The 15,469-nt window shown below is 71.6% G+C and carries 18 protein-coding genes; 10 read left to right on the top strand and 8 right to left on the bottom strand.

What is annotated here, in order from left to right; genetic code table 11:
* Positions 1-50 precede the first annotated feature (50 nt).
* Positions 51-1,169: a carboxylate-amine ligase gene (locus tag H5411_RS25485; protein WP_183125249.1), complete on the top strand. Its 1,119-nt coding sequence runs from the start codon at positions 51-53 to the stop codon at positions 1,167-1,169.
* Positions 1,166-2,146 (top strand): iron-containing redox enzyme family protein, encoded by a 981-nt coding sequence (locus tag H5411_RS25480; protein WP_183125248.1) that lies wholly within the window; start codon positions 1,166-1,168, stop codon positions 2,144-2,146. The genes H5411_RS25485 and H5411_RS25480 overlap by 4 nt, the downstream gene beginning before the upstream one ends.
* A 72-nt stretch (positions 2,147-2,218) precedes the next feature.
* Here H5411_RS25480 and H5411_RS25475 read toward each other — a convergent pair whose 3' ends face one another.
* The 3 genes from H5411_RS25475 to H5411_RS25465 all read right to left on the bottom strand — a co-directional run bounded on the left by H5411_RS25475 (position 2,219) and on the right by H5411_RS25465 (position 3,420).
* The gene (locus H5411_RS25475; RefSeq protein ID WP_101439589.1) at positions 2,219-2,416 is read right to left on the bottom strand and encodes a CDGSH iron-sulfur domain-containing protein; all 198 of its coding nucleotides are present in this window, start codon (positions 2,414-2,416) and stop codon (positions 2,219-2,221) included.
* On the bottom strand, positions 2,403-3,086 hold the full coding sequence (locus H5411_RS25470) for a methyltransferase (RefSeq protein ID WP_183125247.1): 684 nt from the start codon (positions 3,084-3,086) through the stop codon (positions 2,403-2,405). The genes H5411_RS25475 and H5411_RS25470 overlap by 14 nt, the downstream gene beginning before the upstream one ends.
* Positions 3,087-3,186: 100 nt before the next feature.
* Complete coding sequence (locus H5411_RS25465; RefSeq protein ID WP_183125246.1) at positions 3,187-3,420, bottom strand: DUF2188 domain-containing protein; 234 nt, start codon at positions 3,418-3,420, stop codon at positions 3,187-3,189.
* Positions 3,421-3,533: 113 nt separating this feature from the next.
* Between H5411_RS25465 and H5411_RS48535 the strand changes: the two genes are divergently transcribed.
* A complete protein-coding gene (locus tag H5411_RS48535; RefSeq protein WP_268744698.1) occupies positions 3,534-3,662 on the top strand; it encodes a hypothetical protein in 129 nt (42 codons plus the stop codon).
* Positions 3,663-3,671: 9 nt separating this feature from the next.
* Here H5411_RS48535 and H5411_RS25460 read toward each other — a convergent pair whose 3' ends face one another.
* Entirely contained in the window at positions 3,672-4,109 is a 438-nt protein-coding gene (locus tag H5411_RS25460; protein WP_183125245.1) for an ATP-binding protein, read from the bottom strand.
* A 260-nt stretch (positions 4,110-4,369) separates the two neighbouring features.
* Between H5411_RS25460 and H5411_RS25455 the strand changes: the two genes are divergently transcribed.
* On the top strand, positions 4,370-5,596 hold the full coding sequence (locus H5411_RS25455; protein ID WP_183125244.1) for a PP2C family protein-serine/threonine phosphatase: 1,227 nt from the start codon (positions 4,370-4,372) through the stop codon (positions 5,594-5,596).
* Here the strand turns inward: H5411_RS25455 and H5411_RS25450 are convergent, their stop codons facing one another.
* Together H5411_RS25450 and H5411_RS25445 are read right to left on the bottom strand one after the other, a co-directional pair.
* A complete protein-coding gene (locus tag H5411_RS25450) occupies positions 5,597-5,968 on the bottom strand; it encodes an STAS domain-containing protein (protein WP_183125243.1) in 372 nt (123 codons plus the stop codon).
* 615 nt (positions 5,969-6,583) lie between these two features.
* Positions 6,584-7,195: an HSP18 transcriptional regulator gene (locus H5411_RS25445; protein ID WP_183125242.1), complete on the bottom strand. Its 612-nt coding sequence runs from the start codon at positions 7,193-7,195 to the stop codon at positions 6,584-6,586.
* Between the two features lie 304 nt (positions 7,196-7,499).
* Between H5411_RS25445 and H5411_RS25440 the strand changes: the two genes are divergently transcribed.
* The 5 genes from H5411_RS25440 to H5411_RS25420 all read left to right on the top strand — a co-directional run bounded on the left by H5411_RS25440 (position 7,500) and on the right by H5411_RS25420 (position 11,412).
* Positions 7,500-7,925: a DUF6292 family protein gene (locus H5411_RS25440; RefSeq protein ID WP_246369218.1), complete on the top strand. Its 426-nt coding sequence runs from the start codon at positions 7,500-7,502 to the stop codon at positions 7,923-7,925.
* Positions 7,926-7,986: 61 nt separating this feature from the next.
* On the top strand, positions 7,987-8,292 hold the full coding sequence (locus tag H5411_RS25435) for an SRPBCC family protein (RefSeq protein ID WP_183125241.1): 306 nt from the start codon (positions 7,987-7,989) through the stop codon (positions 8,290-8,292).
* A gap of 646 nt (positions 8,293-8,938) precedes the next feature.
* Positions 8,939-9,535: a class I SAM-dependent methyltransferase gene (locus H5411_RS49820; RefSeq protein WP_183125265.1), complete on the top strand. Its 597-nt coding sequence runs from the start codon at positions 8,939-8,941 to the stop codon at positions 9,533-9,535.
* A gap of 17 nt (positions 9,536-9,552) precedes the next feature.
* Entirely contained in the window at positions 9,553-10,017 is a 465-nt protein-coding gene (locus H5411_RS25425; RefSeq protein ID WP_183125240.1) for a DinB family protein, read from the top strand.
* A 141-nt stretch (positions 10,018-10,158) separates the two neighbouring features.
* Positions 10,159-11,412, top strand: coding sequence for a methionine--tRNA ligase (locus H5411_RS25420; RefSeq protein WP_220817440.1), 1,254 nt, complete (start codon positions 10,159-10,161; stop codon positions 11,410-11,412).
* Here H5411_RS25420 and H5411_RS25415 read toward each other — a convergent pair.
* Positions 11,364-12,314 carry a bile acid:sodium symporter gene (locus tag H5411_RS25415; RefSeq protein ID WP_183125263.1) on the bottom strand — a complete coding sequence of 317 codons (951 nt, stop codon included), beginning with the start codon at positions 12,312-12,314 and terminating at the stop codon, positions 11,364-11,366. The two genes, H5411_RS25420 and H5411_RS25415, sit on opposite strands and share 49 nt — an antisense overlap.
* A 249-nt stretch (positions 12,315-12,563) precedes the next feature.
* On the opposite strand from H5411_RS25415, the gene H5411_RS25410 reads away from it, so the two are divergent.
* On the top strand, positions 12,564-14,882 hold the full coding sequence (locus H5411_RS25410) for an APC family permease (RefSeq protein ID WP_183125239.1): 2,319 nt from the start codon (positions 12,564-12,566) through the stop codon (positions 14,880-14,882).
* On the opposite strand, the gene H5411_RS25405 is transcribed toward H5411_RS25410, so the two are convergent.
* Positions 14,883-15,425, bottom strand: coding sequence for a TetR family transcriptional regulator (locus H5411_RS25405; RefSeq protein ID WP_101439577.1), 543 nt, complete (start codon positions 15,423-15,425; stop codon positions 14,883-14,885).
* Positions 15,426-15,469: the final 44 nt, after the last annotated feature.

The raw sequence follows: 15,469 nt of genomic DNA, 5'->3' as shown, positions 1-15,469 counted from the left end.
CCGCGGATTGCCGCGCCGCCGCGTGGGTATTCCGGTCCGGGGAGGTGCCGATGGACGTACCGACACTCGGCGTCGAGGAAGAGTTTCTGCTCGCCGCGCCGGACGACGGCCGCCCGATGCCCGTCGCGGACGAGGTTCTCGGCAAGGTCGGACAGCTCGCGGACGGCGCGGCCGTCCACCGGGAATTGCGCGCGACCCAGGTCGAACACGCCACCGGCGTCTGCACGACCGCGGCGCAGCTTCGCGACCAGCTGTGCCGCGGCCGCCTGGCGCTGTCCCGCGCCGCGACCGACGCTGGCTGCGCGCTCCTGGCCACCGGAAGCCCGGTCGGCGCCCGCCGCTCCCCCGCCGAGCCGCTGCCGCCGGACAGGTACGCGCGGATCGACGCGCATTACGGCGATCTGGCCGCCGATTACGAGGCCTGCGGCTGCCACGTGCACGTCGGCGTGCCGGACGCGGACACCGCGGTAGCGGTCGTGAACCATCTCGCGCGGTGGCTCCCGGCGCTGCTCGCGCTGTCAGCCAACTCCCCGTTCGACCGCGGCCGCGACACCGGGCTGCACAGCTGGAGAATGGCTCTGCAGACCCGTTTTCCCGGCTCCGGGCTCGCCCCGCACGCGCGTTCGCACGCCGAGCATCTGCGTCTCGTCGACTCGCTGGTGGAATGCGGCGCGTTGGTGGACCGTGAGCAGACGTTCTGGCTCGCTCGGCCTTCGCCCCGGTATCCGACGGTCGAACTGCGGGTCGCCGACGTGCCGTTGACCGTTGACGGCACGCTCGTCCAAGCGGTCCTGTCGCGCGCACTCGTCGCGTCCGCACTCGCTGACCTGGAACACGGCGTCGAGGCATCTCCGCTCGATCCGCAAATCGGTTCGGCGGCGGTGTGGGCGGCGACGCGGCACGGCCTCACCGGCGCCCTCGTCGACCCGGTCCGCGCGAGACCGCTGCGCGCCGCCGACTTCCTAGCCGATCTGCTCCGTTATGCGGAACCTGCGCTGCAGGCGGCCGGGGACCGCGAACTCGCCCACCGGCTCGTCCGAGCAGCGTTGCGGGACGGCACTGGTTCAGCCGCACAACGGAAAGCCGGGCCGGACGGAGTGGTCGCGATGCTCGCCGCGCGCACCGTCCCACGCGTGACCTCGCCCCAGGCGGGTACCCGGGGGAAATGACGACCTCCCTGCTCGCACTGCCGACCGCTCGCGGACCGGTCTCCGCGGCGCTGCTGGAACTCCTGCGCGATCCAGGCAGCCGGACCGCGGTCGACCTCCGCGACGCCGACCCGTTCGGCGACGATCTCCACCTCGCCCTGCATCTCTGCTACGAACTGCACTACCGCGGGCTGCCCGGCGTCGACGCGGAACGCGAATGGGACACCGCGCTGCTGAGAATCCGGGCCCAGCTGGAAAACACGTTCCGCTCCGCACTGCGCGACGCGGTCGCGGGCGGCTCCGACGTGGACACCGAACTCGACGAGCTGCTGACCGAACACGACGCCGACGGAGCTGTCGGTTTCCTGCTCGCCGAAGGCGAATGGTGGCACGTGCGCGAACTCTTCGCGCACCGGTCGATCTACCACCTGAAAGAAGCCGATCCGCACGCGTGGGTCATCCCGCGGCTGTCCGGTGCGGCGAAGGCCGGACTGGTAGCGGTCGAATTCGACGAGTTCGGCGGCGGCCACGCCGACCGGGTGCACGCCACGCTGTTCGCCGACCTGCTCGCGGCGGCCGGCCTGCCCGACGGGTACCTGGCGTTGCTGGACCACGTTCCCGGGCCGATGCTCGCGCTGGTCAACATGATGTCGATGTTCGGCCTGCACCGGGCGTCGCGCGGGGCGCTGGTCGGGCACTTCGCCGCCGCGGAGATCACCACCGCCCCCGGCGCGCAGCGGATGGACCGGATCCTGCGCCGCCTCGACGCGCCCGCGGCCTGCCGTTTCTTCTACACCGAGCACATCGAGGCCGACGCGGTGCACGAGCAGGTCATGCGGCACGAGGTCGTCGGCGGCCTGCTGGCCGCGGAACCGGAACTGGCCGCGGACGTCGTGTTCGGCATCCAGGCCACCGGCTTCCTGGAAGCACAGCTGGACCAGCACCTGCTCGGCTGCTGGCAGGCCGGGCTGTCTTCGCTGCGCCAGCCGCTGCCCTGACCGCGGCCAAAGTCCGGGAAGGACTCCTTGCGGGAATCAGCTTCCCGCAAGGAGTCCTCCGGTGTGTGCGAGTCACCCGCTGCCGCGCACCCGCTTCCGATGGCTCGTGTCGCACCACGGAAACCTCTTGCTGCGCCGGCAAGCGCACACCGCCACGACGAACCGGTCCGACCGCACCGTGTCCCCGTCCGGAGTGGACACTTCCACCGGGCCCTCCACCAGGACCGGCCCGCCCGGCACCACCCGGACCCGGCGTTCATCGCGCGGCACGGAGCACCACCAGTTCCTCGGTGCGCTCGCCGGGCCGCACGAATCCGCGGTCGATCAGGTAGTCCAAGCGTCCGGAAACCACCGGCCCGAACGGCACTTCCGCCCGCGCGACCACTTCGCTGCGCAGGCCGCCCGCCGCCAGCGCGAAGCGGGTCTTGTCCACATCGGACATCGTCGACTGCACCAGATAGAGCGCGCCAGTGCGGGTCAGCAGAGAAGGAGCGGCCGCGCACAACGGATCCAGCATCGCGCGGCCGTCCGGCCCGGCGTCCCAGGCGCGACTCGAGCGGACCGCCGGCGCGGGAGAAGGCACGTACGGAGGGTTGGCGGCCACGACGTCGTACGGCCCGGCTTCCACTGTTTCCTGGAGCCCGCCCCGGATCAGGCCGATCGGCAGAGCCCGCAGGACGGTGTTCATCCACGCGGAAGCCAACGCCCGCATCGAAATGTCCGCCGCGACGACCGTGGCGCCCGTGCGCGCCAAGGCGATCGCCAGCGCGCCGCTGCCGGTTCCCAGGTCCGCGCAGCGCTTTCCGCATCCGATGCTCGTATCCGCGGCCAGCACGCCGGAAAGCAGGGCGGTGTCCTCTTGCGGGCGGTAGACCCCGGGCAGCCGGAATACTCTGCCCAGCGGCCGGGCCTCCGCTGCGGTGCGCACGGACATGGTCATGGCGGTCCTCCGTCTCGGTCGGTCCGCCGGGAATACCCCCGTCCCGTGAGGACAAACAGCGATTTCCGCCGCACCGCCCCGAAAACGGCCGGACAGCCGGTCACCGGGCAGAAGCGGCGGGCCGGTAGGAACGCTGCTCCACGATCTCCCCGTCGCCGTCGGGCCGGGGGTCTCCGTGGACGTAGTGGCCGACCCCGCGCGCCTGCGCCATCTCCCGGCCGATCGACACCGCGTCGGCCCGGCGCGCCGCGGTGTTCGCCACCCGGCGGATGCCCTCGATCCGGTTCTTCCACAGCCCGCCCTCGCGACACGTGTGAATGTCCCCTTCGGCCATTCCGCGCCTCCTTCCGCGCTCGGTTGACCGCCGGGTACCCGACGCCACGGCGGACAACCGGGTAGCGGCCGCCGTCCCCGGGTACCCGGACCGCGAACGGAAGGAGCGAAACCATGACCGAACCGCGCGAGTCCGACGACGTCTACGGCGACACCCCGGAAGAAGAACGCGAGACCATCCGCGGCGAACAGGGCACGTCCGGCGACGAGCACGACGATTCGGACCCGCAGCAGGGCCGGTGAGCCGTGGCCTCAGCGGGACGATTCGCAGGCCTCCCGGGCCGGCACCCCGCAGCCGAGCCGGGCCCAGACCGTCTTGCCGCCGGTGTGCTCGTGCACTCCCCAGTCGTCGGCGAGCCGGTCGACGAGCAGCATGCCCCGGCCGCGCGCCCGCTCGTAGTCCGGCGGGCGGACCTCCGGGCGGCCGGGCTCCGGGTCGTCCACTTCGATCACCACGACACACGGGCGCGACAGCACGGTCAACCGCGCGCAGAAGGGGCCGGAGGTGTGCTCGTAGGCGTTCGACGCGAGTTCCTCGATCACCATCAGGACGTCCGCGAGATGGTCGGGCGACAGATGCCCCAGGGACTTGCCCGCCCAGGCGCGCACCCGGGGCAGGGCGGACACGCCGGTACCGCGCAGGTCCAGCACCCAGGGCGCGTCGCCCGCCCCGGAGTCCGGGCCGGTCACCGCCGGTCCCTCTTCTGTTGGCCAGGACAACAGGACCCCTCTCCCGCCGGCGGCTCGGCGGGATGCGGGGAAGCTTCCATGCCGGAAAACGCCGCCGCGCTTCGCCGTCCCTCGCCGCAGCCGCTTGACCTCACGTGGGGAAGTCCCCTTCTCGTTCTCGACTTCGTCGATGCCCAATCGGGCGTACCCGGACAGGGCAGACTTCACACCTGCCGACGCACATCTCTGGACCCCCGCGCCGGTTCGGCTACTGTCGCTGCATGCCGCTTCACGCGCCGGAGCCCGAATCGCGCACTCGTCTCGCCGAAATCCTCGGCGACGGGACGAGCAATGCCGACCTCGGCGAGAATCTCGCGAAGATCCTCGCCCGGGCTTGCACGGTCCTCGACGTCGACACCGCCACCGTGCTCCGGCACGAGTCCCGCTGGCAGCGCCTCGTCGCCGTCGCGGCGGCGGGCCTCGAGGAGGAGGTCTACCAGGGCGTCCAGGTGCCGGTCGGCGTGGGGTTCGCCGGAACGGTCGCCGCGAGCCGGGAGCCCGTCGTCATCGACCGCGTCGACAAGACCACGGTGATCAACGCGCTGCTGTCCGAGCGCGGCCTGCACACCATGCTCGGGGTCCCGATGCTGGCCGGCACCGAACTGGTCGGCGTGCTGCACGTCGGGTCCGTGCGGGAGCGCCGGTTCACGACCACCGACATCGAGACCGTGCGGCTGCTCGCTGAGCGGCTGGCGGCCGTGCTGCAGGCGGAGACCATGCACCAGAACCAGGCCGCGACCATTGCCCTCCAGCGCAGCCTGCTGCCGGGCATCCTCCCCGCCGTCGACGGCCTCCGCCTGGCCGCGCGCTACGTGCCGGGCGCGGAGGCCGGGCTCGGCGGCGACTGGTACGACGTCTTCCGGCTTCCCGGCAACCAGACCGGGATCGTGATGGGCGACGTGTCCGGACACGGCCTCGAAGCGGCGGTCATCATGGGACGGCTCCGCAGCGCGCTGCGCGCCTACGCGCTCGACTGCGACGATCCCGCCGAAGTCCTCGCCAAACTCGACCGCAAGGCGAATCACTTCGAGCACGGTGTGATGGCGACGGTCGCCTACGGCATCCTCAGACCCGGCCACACGCGCATGGCGCTGTCGCTCGCCGGGCACCTTCCGCCCGTCGTCGCTTCGCCGGGCAAACCGGCCGAACTCGTTCCGGCCCCGCCGGACCCGCCGGTCGGCCTGACCGTCGGGGCCACTCTCGACCGGCGCACCACCACCGTGGACCTGCCGCCGGGAGCCGTCGCGGCCTTCTACACCGACGGTCTCGTCGAGCGCCGGGACCGCCTCGTCGACACCGGCATGGACCAGCTCGCCGAACTGGTCCGGCCGGAGGACCCGGAACGGGCCTGCGCACGGATCATGGCCGCGATGGTGGGGTCCCGCCCCCCGCAGGACGACGTCGCACTCGTGGTGCTCCAGCGCACTGCGGGGGCGGAAACGCACTGATCAGTTCTCGGCCAGCGCCTCGTCGAGCGTGCGGTACAGCGGCAGGCTCTGCTCCAGGCCGGTGAGCTGGATCGGCCGCAGGGTCGCGCGGCCGGACGCCACGATCCGCACCTCGGTGCCCTCCGGCGCCTCCCGGCACACGGCCAGCAGCGCCGTCAGCCCCGCCGACGCGAGAAAGTCGACCCCGGTCAGGTCCAGGACCAGCACCGGGGGCTTCCCGGTGACGGTTTCGGCGACCGCGGCCGTCAATTTCGGGGCGGTCCCGAGGTCCAGGTCCCCGTGCAGGGCCAGCACCGTCGCGGGAGCGCGGTCGGCCCGTTCGATCGACAGCGAACCCGGCGGGTCGATCACCGGGTCGGTCAGCTCACTCATCGCTCTTTCCCTCCTCAGGAAGCCCGGCACTCCAGCGTCCGGGCAGGAAAAGTACGCGGCTGGCTGCTCAACCGCGAATAGCATGCCTCACATCGACGGCTCGCACGAAATGCCGCCGCCGGAAATGATCTCGGATCCCGGGGACATCGGCAGCGCGGGGCACCGGGAAGAGACATTCGGCTCACCGCGGGCGGCTCCGGAACCGCCCGGCCGGGTCCCGCCAAGGCCGACCGGAGCACTCGCCGACGCGGCAGGCCGCGACTCGAGACGCGCACCGATCCCGCAGCGGCTCCGGGGACGCGGCGCAGTACGGACGGGTGCGCTACTGCCTCGCCGCGTCCGCGCACGGCCGATAGACGCGCGATTCCGGCTGCGTCCCTGCCAGCGGGTTGCCCAGGTCGGGCCGCTACGCCCGGCCACGCCGCTGTCCGGCGGCCTGGCCCCGCAGGCCGAGGCGACGCGGCACGCGCAGCGCGCACGTCGCCGCCAGCCGCGCACCTGACGCGACTCAGCACGGACAGCTGCCCCACCGGCCCACGCGACCTTGCCGACGCGCTCGCCGACCCGTCCCGGCAGACCAGCACGCCGGGATCCGGGCAACGCGCCCACTCCCGCTTATCGCGAACGGCCGCGCCGCTGTCCGGCCGCGTCCTGGCGCAAGCGGTTCGTGTGCTCGCTGATCTCGCCGACCCGGTCCGCCAGCGCCGCGTGTCGTGGTTCGAGGTGCACGCGCACGTCCGCCAGCGGCGGCAGCAGGTTCGTGACATCGTCCTCTCCCAGCGCCACTCCGAGCCGGTCGGCGCTTTCCTGTCCGGCGGGGTCCAGGTCGGGCGCGGCACTGGCCTCCGCGGCCAGCCGGCGCAGCACCGCAGCGTTGCGCCGGGCCCAGTCCGCTACCGCCCGGTCTCCCGCGCGGCGGCCGCGTTCGGCGTCGACGCGTGCTTCGCCGGTGGTCTCGCCGGTCGCCGACGGCCGCAGCCGCAGGTACCGGCGCTCGGCCGCCTGTCTGCTCGCCACGCCCAGCGCCGGGGCCAGCACGGCCCAGCTCGCGCCCGCCGCGCGCGCGGCCGCGATCAGTTCCGGTTCCCATTCGCCGAGCTGGTCGCGCAGCGCCCGCAGCGCGGACAGCGCGGCCAGCGACCGGTCGGCCGCCGCACCCCCGTCCCGGGCGGCCTGCACCGCCTCGCGGACGCCTTGGAGCAGCAGGCTGGGCTCCACCTCCGCCATCGCGTCATCCTCTCGACGACTCGACAGTTGTCATCCTTTTGACGACATGCTAGAAGAAAAGGGCGTCCCCTGTCGAGCGGTGGAGGTGACTCCGATGACCTGCCGGCCCCGCGGGCCGATTCGCCGCGTCCTCCAGGTTTCCCGCACCCCTCGGCCGGGAATCACGTCCGCACCGCCCGCCAGGGCGCTTTCCGGCCGCTAGCCGGAATACCCGCCGCGTCTTCGGATGCGGCCCGTGGCGCAGACCAGGCCACCCCTGGTCCGTGTCAGTCCTTCGCGCGAGAAAGGCGTTGTCCTCGTGTCCCTGCCGCTGCACACCGCCCAGACCAGACCGTCGCACCCGGCAGTGGTGCGCTTGTGGAACTACCTCGCCGACGTCACCGGCGCCCTGGGCATCGGCCTCGAATCCTGCACCGTCGACCACGACACCCCGGTATCGGCCTACGTCGCCCTCGACGGGCACCTGCCCGCCTACCCCGGCCGCGACGTCGCCCTGCTGTGGGACGAGATCCACGGCTGGGCCGCGGCCGTGGAAACGCATTCCGGCGAGGACCTGATCGTCATCCGCTACCTGGGCGGGCCGTCGATCGCGCCGCCCGCTTCCCGCGTCGCCGAGTTCGCCGCCGCGGTGCGCGACGACGACCACCGGATCGGCTGCCTCGCACCGCCCGAACTCCGCACCCTGGGCACCCCGGCGGACCTCGACGCCATCCTGCGCGAGGTGGTGTGACCCGAGCGTCCACAGTGGACTCCCCCGGTTTCGCGCCGCCGCGAAACGGGTAGCCACGGCCATGAGCGAGTTCGAGGCCGAACGGAGAATGCCCGCGCCCGCGGAGCATGTCTACGCCGCCGCGGCCGACGCCGCCCGCCTGAACGAATGGATGCCGGAGCCGGTCGCCGTGCCCCCGGCCGGTCGCCGCGACCAGCTCCGGCTGGAATGGGACGGCGGCTGGCTTCAGGTCCGTCCGGGCGCGGCGGGCACGAGCCACGCGACGCTGCACCTGTCGGTTCCGGCCGGCCCGCGCCGCGACGACGTGCCCGCGCGGATCCGCGAGTCCCTGGACCGGCTCGCCGTTTTGTCCGGCTCGCCCGGCTGAACCGTCGACCAGGGAGCGCCGCCGGATCGTTTTCCGCCGCATGGAACAGGAACGTCACCCGGGGCGGAGGATCGGCTACTCTGCGCCCAGGAGTTGATGGTCCATGGTGGCGCGGAAGGAAATTCTGCCCGGGCCTCGCCTGCGTCGCACCGAACTGAACCGGCTCGCGATCGACTGCGTCGTCGACAGCCTGCTGCGATGTCTTCCTCTGGCCGAGCAAACCCGGCTGGGCATCGTCGCGCCGAGCCGCGCCCGCACGTGCGACCGCGAGGCCCTCCTGATGGAGATCTCGTTGCGCACCAGGCGTTCCCCGCACGCGGCGAGGTGCCTGGTCCGCGCGGTCTACTCGGCACTCGGGACAACGTCGCCGGAGCTCGCCTCGCGGGTGCGCGCGGGCGTGAGCCCGGACGTGCTGCTCCTGCTGGGCGGGTCGCGGCAGCCGTGCGCGTGGTCGCGGGAAACCCCGCCGAGGTGCCACAGCGGGCAACCGTCCGCGGCGAGTTCCGGGGACCGGGGCGCCATCTCGATCGCGCCGGGCTCCCCGGCCACTGTCCAGCACGCGGGAATTGCCGTTCCGGCAAGATCGCGTGCGCTCCCGGCACGGTTGCGGCGACTCTGGGCGCACACCGACCCGAGGAGCCGACCGATGACCACCGACGCGACCCTGTTCTGGGACGAAGTCCACGCCGCCCGGCCGCCCGCGGACCCGCGGCCGAACGCCCGCCTCGAGGAAATCGTCTCCGAGCTTCCGCCCGGCGACGCGCTCGACCTGGGCTGCGGCAACGGCGGCGACGCGCGCTGGCTCGCCGGGCGCGGCTGGACCGTGACCGCGACCGACATCTCGGCCGTCGCGGTCAACCGCCTCGCCGGCACGCGGATCACCGCCGTGCGGCACGACCTGCGGGTCAGCTTCCCGGCCGGGGAATTCGACCTCGTGACGGCGCACTACCTGCAGACGCCCTTCGAACTGGACCGGACGACGGTCCTGCGCACCGCCGCGCACGCACTCCGGCCCGGCGGCCGGTTGCTGGTCGTGGACCACGGTTCGAGTGCGCCGTGGTCGTGGAACCAAGACCCGGACGCGCGTTTCCCCGGCCCGGCGGAGATCGCCGCCGACCTGGGCCTCGATCCTGCCGGGTGGACCGTCGAGCGCGCGGACTCCCCCACCCGTCTCGCGACCGGACCGAACGGCCAGACCGCCGAGGTCGTCGACCACGTCCTGCTGATCCGCCGCGCCGCCTGAACCTCAAGGAGACCGCTGTGGCCCGCCGCCGCGACACCCCGCCGCCCCGCACCGGAAGCAGCGAAACCGAAGTCCTGCGCGGATTTCTCGACTATCTCCGCACCTCCGTCGCCGCCAAGGTCGACGGTGCGCCGGAACCCGAAGCCCACGCCGCCGCGGTGCCGTCCGGCACGAATCTGCTCGGCCTGCTCAACCACCTGATCTTCGTGGAGCGGTCGTTGTTTCTCGGCGAGACGGTCAGGAATTGGCCGTCGACGTTCCGCACCGAGGACAGCGTCGCCGAGGTGGTCGACCGCTACCGGGAAACAGTCCAGCGAGCCAACGAACTTCTCGACAGCTGCCCGGACCTCGCTGCCCCGGTGCCCGGACGCGACGGCCCGAGCGTCCGCTGGGCGCTGACGCACATGATCGAGGAAACCGGACGGCACGCCGGACACGCCGACATCCTGCGCGAGCTGATCGACGGCGCCACCGGACGCTGACTGGAAAACCAGTGGTGCCGGAACGATCGGCCACTACGAAGAGCTGAACATCGCCCGGATGACAAACCCCACCCCCAGGGCCTGCCGTCGTGCGCTGACCGGACCCGAACGCGGGATCGCGTCGGCGTCTGGAAGAGCGGTGTGACCGCCCCCAGGCGGGCGCACCGCTCCTCCAGACGCCGACGCGATCCCGCCCGCGACGGCGGAGCCGGCGCAATCAAACACGCGCTGGCCGTCGACGACTTCGTCCGCACCAGCGCCGATCGGCGGCACCGCGAAGGCGTCCGACGGTTGTGGCAAGCCAGCGCCCGGCGCGGCGACTTCTACCTCCGCGACTACACCGGCCGCTACTGCCTGGGCTGCGAACAGTTCTATCCCGACAACGAACGCTGCCCCGAACACGAAGCCCCGCCAGAGTCAGTCACCGAGCGGAACTGGTTCTTCCGGCTTTCCCGCTACTCCGGCGAAATCCGGCAACTGCTGGAATCCGGCCGCCTCCGGGTCGAACCCGCCGCCCGGCTCCGCGAGGTGCTCGGGTTCGTCCGCTCCGGACTGTCCGACATCAGCGTGTCCCGGCCCGCCGCGCGGGCGGACGGCTGGGGCATCCCGGTGCCCGGCGACCCGGATCAGGTGATTTACGTCTGGTGGGACGCGCTCGCCAACTACCTGACCGCCGACCCGTCGCGCTGGACCGAGGCGGCCGAACGAGTGCACGTCATCGGCAAAGGCATCCTGCGGTTCCATGCCGTCTACTGGCCCGCGCTGCTGCTCTCCGCGGGCGAACGGCTGCCGGACACCGTCTTCGTGCACGACTACCTCACCCTCGACGGCGCGAAGATCTCCAAGAGCGCGGGCAACACCGTCCGCCCGACCGACCTGATCGACCGGCACGGCACCGATGCCGTCCGGTGGTGGTTGCTGCGCGAAGTCGCCCCGCTCGGCGACACCGACTTCACCGAAGCGCGGCTGATCGCCCGCGCCGACCAAGAACTCGCCCACGGGCTCGGCAACCTCGCGCACCGCGTGCTCAGCCTCGCCCGACGTTCCGGCCGGATCGCCCCGTCGAGTCCATTGAGGACAGCCACCGCCCTCGCCAGCCGGATCGACGCGGCGCTCGCCGACTTCGATTTCCGGGCTGCCACCGGCGCTTTGGTCGACGTGATCGCCGATGCCAACCGGTTCGTCGAACAGACCCGGCCTTGGACGTTGAGCGGCGACGAGCTGGACGAAACGCTCGGGACCCTCGTAGGCACGTGCCGGGCACTCGCCACGGAACTCGCCCCGTTCCTCCCGGACGGAGCCGCCCGCCTGCACGCGCGACTCGACGGCGGAAAACCGGCGCGCCTCTACCCCCGCCTGGCCGACGGCAACAACCGAGGCACCAGCCGGACGTAGCACACCATGCCGACCACCTCCACCAACGTCTGCGTAACCACCGCAACCGCCGCGACCGCGAACCCGTCCGGCAACGCCAGTGCCAACGGAAGCACCACCAGCGAGTTCCGCGTCGCCCCGGTGAAAACGATCGCCCGCCCAGCCGGAACGTCCAACCGGAACGCCCGCGCGACCGCCAGGCCCGCGAACGCCATCAGCACCAGGAACACCACGTAAAACGGCACCACGGAAACAACCGGACCCACTTCACCGTGGAGCTTCGGGGTCTGCGACGCGACCACGATCGCCAGTGTCGCGGCCATCAACGGCACCATCGCGGTCCCGGCCGCGTCGGCGAACCGGCGGCCGCTCGCGTGCCGGGTCGCCCACGCCTGAGTCAGCCAGGCCAAGGCCAGCGGCACCACGATCAGCACGAGAAACGCTTCGAGAAACGGCCCGGCCCGCACGACTCGCGCCAGGTCCCCGCCGAGGAAGAGGAACAGGAACGCGGGCAGCAGGAGCATCTGCACGAGCAGCAGCAACGGGGTCGCGGCGAGCAACCGGCGGCTGCTGCCTCCGGCAAGGCCGCTGAAGACGATCACGTAGTCCACGCACGGGGCCAGCAGCACGAGCAGCATGCCCAGCCGCAGCGCCTGCCCGGCCGGGAAGAAAACGGACATCGCCGCGACGACCAGCGGCACGACGGCGAAGTTCACCGCGAGCGCGGCGCCGAGAAACCGGCCGTCCCGAAGGGAACGGCCCAGTTCGGCGGCGGGCACCTGCAGGAACGTGACGTACAGCAGCGCCGCCAGCACCGGGTTGATCGCCGGTTCCAGCCTCGGCCCGGCCGCCGGGGCCGCCCAGCCGGCCAGTGCGCCGACCGCCAGCGCGCCGAGATAGATGACGACCTGGCGCCGTTCCATCCGCGACACCAGACCGGACGACTGCGACAACGGGCGCGCTCCTCCGTAAAAGCCAGGTACCGGACCAGCGTAGCGACGGGTTCGCCCGCCCCGGGGAAGCCACCGTCTTGACGAAATCCTAACGGCGAAAAGACCCGTTTTAATGCGCCCCTGACGCAAGCGAAGAGCCGGTTTCTCAACGCATTTCAGGATGGGATTGATCTCGCCGCCCAGCGTGTGATCGGCAGGGTGCGCGGGCATGCTGATGCCGTGACAGACACGGAAGAACCCCAGCGCCGCCTGGAACCGGGCGCGTTCGGGTATGCGGTGAAGCGGCTATTTCTCGGCAAACCGCTCATTAACGCGCAATTGACGCACGAGCGTCTTTCCAACGCGACCGCGTTGGGCGTGCTTTCCCCGGACGCGATCTCGTCGTCGGCGTACGGCACCGAGCAGATCCTGGTCGAACTGCTCCCCTACGCCGGTCTCGCCGCGTTCAGCCTGGTGCTGCCGATCACCGGCGTGATCCTGGTCATCCTCGTGCTCGTCGCCGCGTCGTACCGGCAGGTCGTGATGGCCTACACGCGGGCAGGCGGGTCGTACGTCGTCGCGCGGGAGAACTTCGGGCCGCGCGTCGCGCAGGTCGCCGCGGCAGCGTTGTTGATCGATTATGTCGTGACTGTCGCCGTGCAGACCTCGGCCGGCACGGTCGCCGTCGTGTCCGCGATCCCGGCGCTCGGGCCGTACAGCCTGGAAATCACCATCGCGATCGTCGTCCTGCTCTGTTACGCCAACCTGCGCGGCCTGCGCGAAGCCGGCCGTCCGTTCGCCGTCCCGACCTACCTGTTCACCGCGCTGATGCTGGTGATGATCGTGGTCGGCCTGATCAAGGCTATGACGGTCGGGCTCCCGGCCTACGACGCGGCGCACCTGCCCGGCGCGGTGCCGGTCCAGCACGGCGACGGTCTCATCGCCGGAGCGACAGTCCTGGTGCTGCTGCGCGCCTTCGCCAACGGCGGGTCGTCGCTGACCGGCGTCGAAGCCATCTCCAACACGGTGTCCGCCTTCCGCAGCCCGCGCGGCCCCAACGCCCGCAAGGTTTTGGTCACGATGGCCGTCATCCTCGGCGTCCTGGTCGGCGGCGTGTCGCTGATCGCCTTCTTCACGCACGCGACGCCATACGCGAGCGGCTATCCGTCGGTGGTCTCCCAGGAGGCCCGTGCGGTGTTCGGCGACGGCTGGTTCGGGCAGGCGATGTTCGTCGCGATCCAGGCCTCGACCGCGCTCATCCTCTACACCGGAGCCAACACGAGCTTCAACGGCTTCCCGTTCCTCGCCAGTTTCGTCGCCAGCGACCGGTTCCTGCCCCGCCAGCTGACGAAGCGCGGGCACCGGCTGGTGTTCTCCAACGGCATCCTCGTGCTCACCGTGCTCGCGGTCGCCCTGCTGTTCTTCTCCGGCGGCACGGTGACCTCGCTGGTGCCGTTCTATGCGATCGGCGTGTTCACCGGTTTCGCCATGGCCGGATACGGCATGACCAAACACCATCTGCGCCTGCGCGAGCAGGGCTGGCGGTTCAAGCTCTCGGTCAACCTCGCCGCCGGCGTTCTGTCCACTGTGGTCGTCGGCATCTTCGCCATCGCCAAGTTCACCGAAGGCGCGTGGCTGGTCGTCGTGGTGTTCCCGGTCCTCGTGTTCGTCCTGATCCGGCTCAACCGCGAGTACCGCGCCGAAGCCGCCGTGCTCGAACGCATCACCGCCAACCGCGCCAACCCGACGAGGTACGCGCGGCACCAGGTTTTCGTCCTGGTCAACACGATCGACCTGGCCGTCCTCGAAGCGCTGCGGTACGGCAAGAGCCTCCGGCCGGACAAACTCACCGCGGTGCACTTCGTGATCGACGCCCAGGCCGCCGAACGCCTGCGTGCCCGATGGGAAGAACTCGGCGTGAAAACCGGCCTCCGGCTGATCGACGTCCCCGACCGCCGGATCGCCCGCGCGGCGTACACGCTGGTGCGGGACGCGCTCGCCGACGCGGAACGGACGAGCATCACCGTGCTCCTGCCGCGGCGGAGCTACGCGCCTCTGCTCGGGCGGCTGCTGCACGACCGGACCGCCGACCGGATCGCCCGGATCGTCAGCCGCATCCCGCAAGCCGCGGCGACCATCGTGCCGTACGACGTGCAGACCCGGATCCGCACGCTCATGCCGCACCTGCCCGAAGAACGCGCGACCGCGGCGGTCGAACGGCTGCTGACCCGCATCGGCACGACCCCGAAGGAGGAACTGACCCCCAGCGCCATCGCGGAACTGCGCCCGGGCACCGACGTCAGCGTCGACGGGCGGCTCGAGGAACTCGCGCTGTCCGAAGAGGACAGTCCGGGTCCGGTCCTCACCGCGCGGCTCGCCGACGACACCGCGACGGTCGCCCTGGAATTCAGCCAAGCCCATCCCGACCTCGAACCCGGCCAGGTGCTGCGCGTGACCGGCCGCGTGGCCGAGGGGACGCCGCCGGTCATCCGCGACCCGGTCTGCCACATCCTCGAAGCCGCGGGAGAAGAGGAGGAAGGCCCGCCCGGCGACGGATGATCAGCCGGACAACCCGCTGAGGATCGCGTCGATGCCGAACCCGAACGCCTCGTCCGAATCCCCGCTGCGCGCCGGATCCTCCTCGACGATCCCGGCGCGTACCAGTTCGGCGTGGTTCTGTTCCTCCGCGACGAACCCGAGTACATAGTGGACCACCGTCCGCGCCGCCCACTCCGCGTGCCGTCCGTCGAACTTCGCGGCGAACAGCCGCCGCAGCGCGTGCGTGGGCACCAGCAGGTCCGGCCGGTACGCCTGCACGAACGACACCACCTCGGCGCCGTCGCGGACTCGCAGCAGCGCCGAGCGGAAGTCTCCGGCCGCCTCGCGCGGATCCTTCGCCACGTCCGGCAGTCCTTTGAGGATCCGGGCAGCGACGACGGCGAGCAGCTCCTGTTTGCTGGCGACGTGGTAGTACAGCGCGCCCGGCTGGACCCCCAGGTCGAGGGCCACCCGCCGCATCGACAGGCTGCTCAGCCCCGCTTCGGCCAGCAGCTCGTACGCCCGGTCGACGATCTGGTCTCGCGTCACCTTCACCCCTCTCATTCTGCCCGCCGCTTGCTTCCGGCCGAGCGGCCGCCTAGAATTTG

It is taken from the genome of Amycolatopsis echigonensis (genome assembly GCF_014174495.1).
GTDB lineage: Bacteria > Actinomycetota > Actinomycetes > Mycobacteriales > Pseudonocardiaceae > Amycolatopsis > Amycolatopsis echigonensis.
Note: the sequence above shows the minus strand (reverse complement) of the source record. Positions and strands in the feature narration are given on the sequence as shown.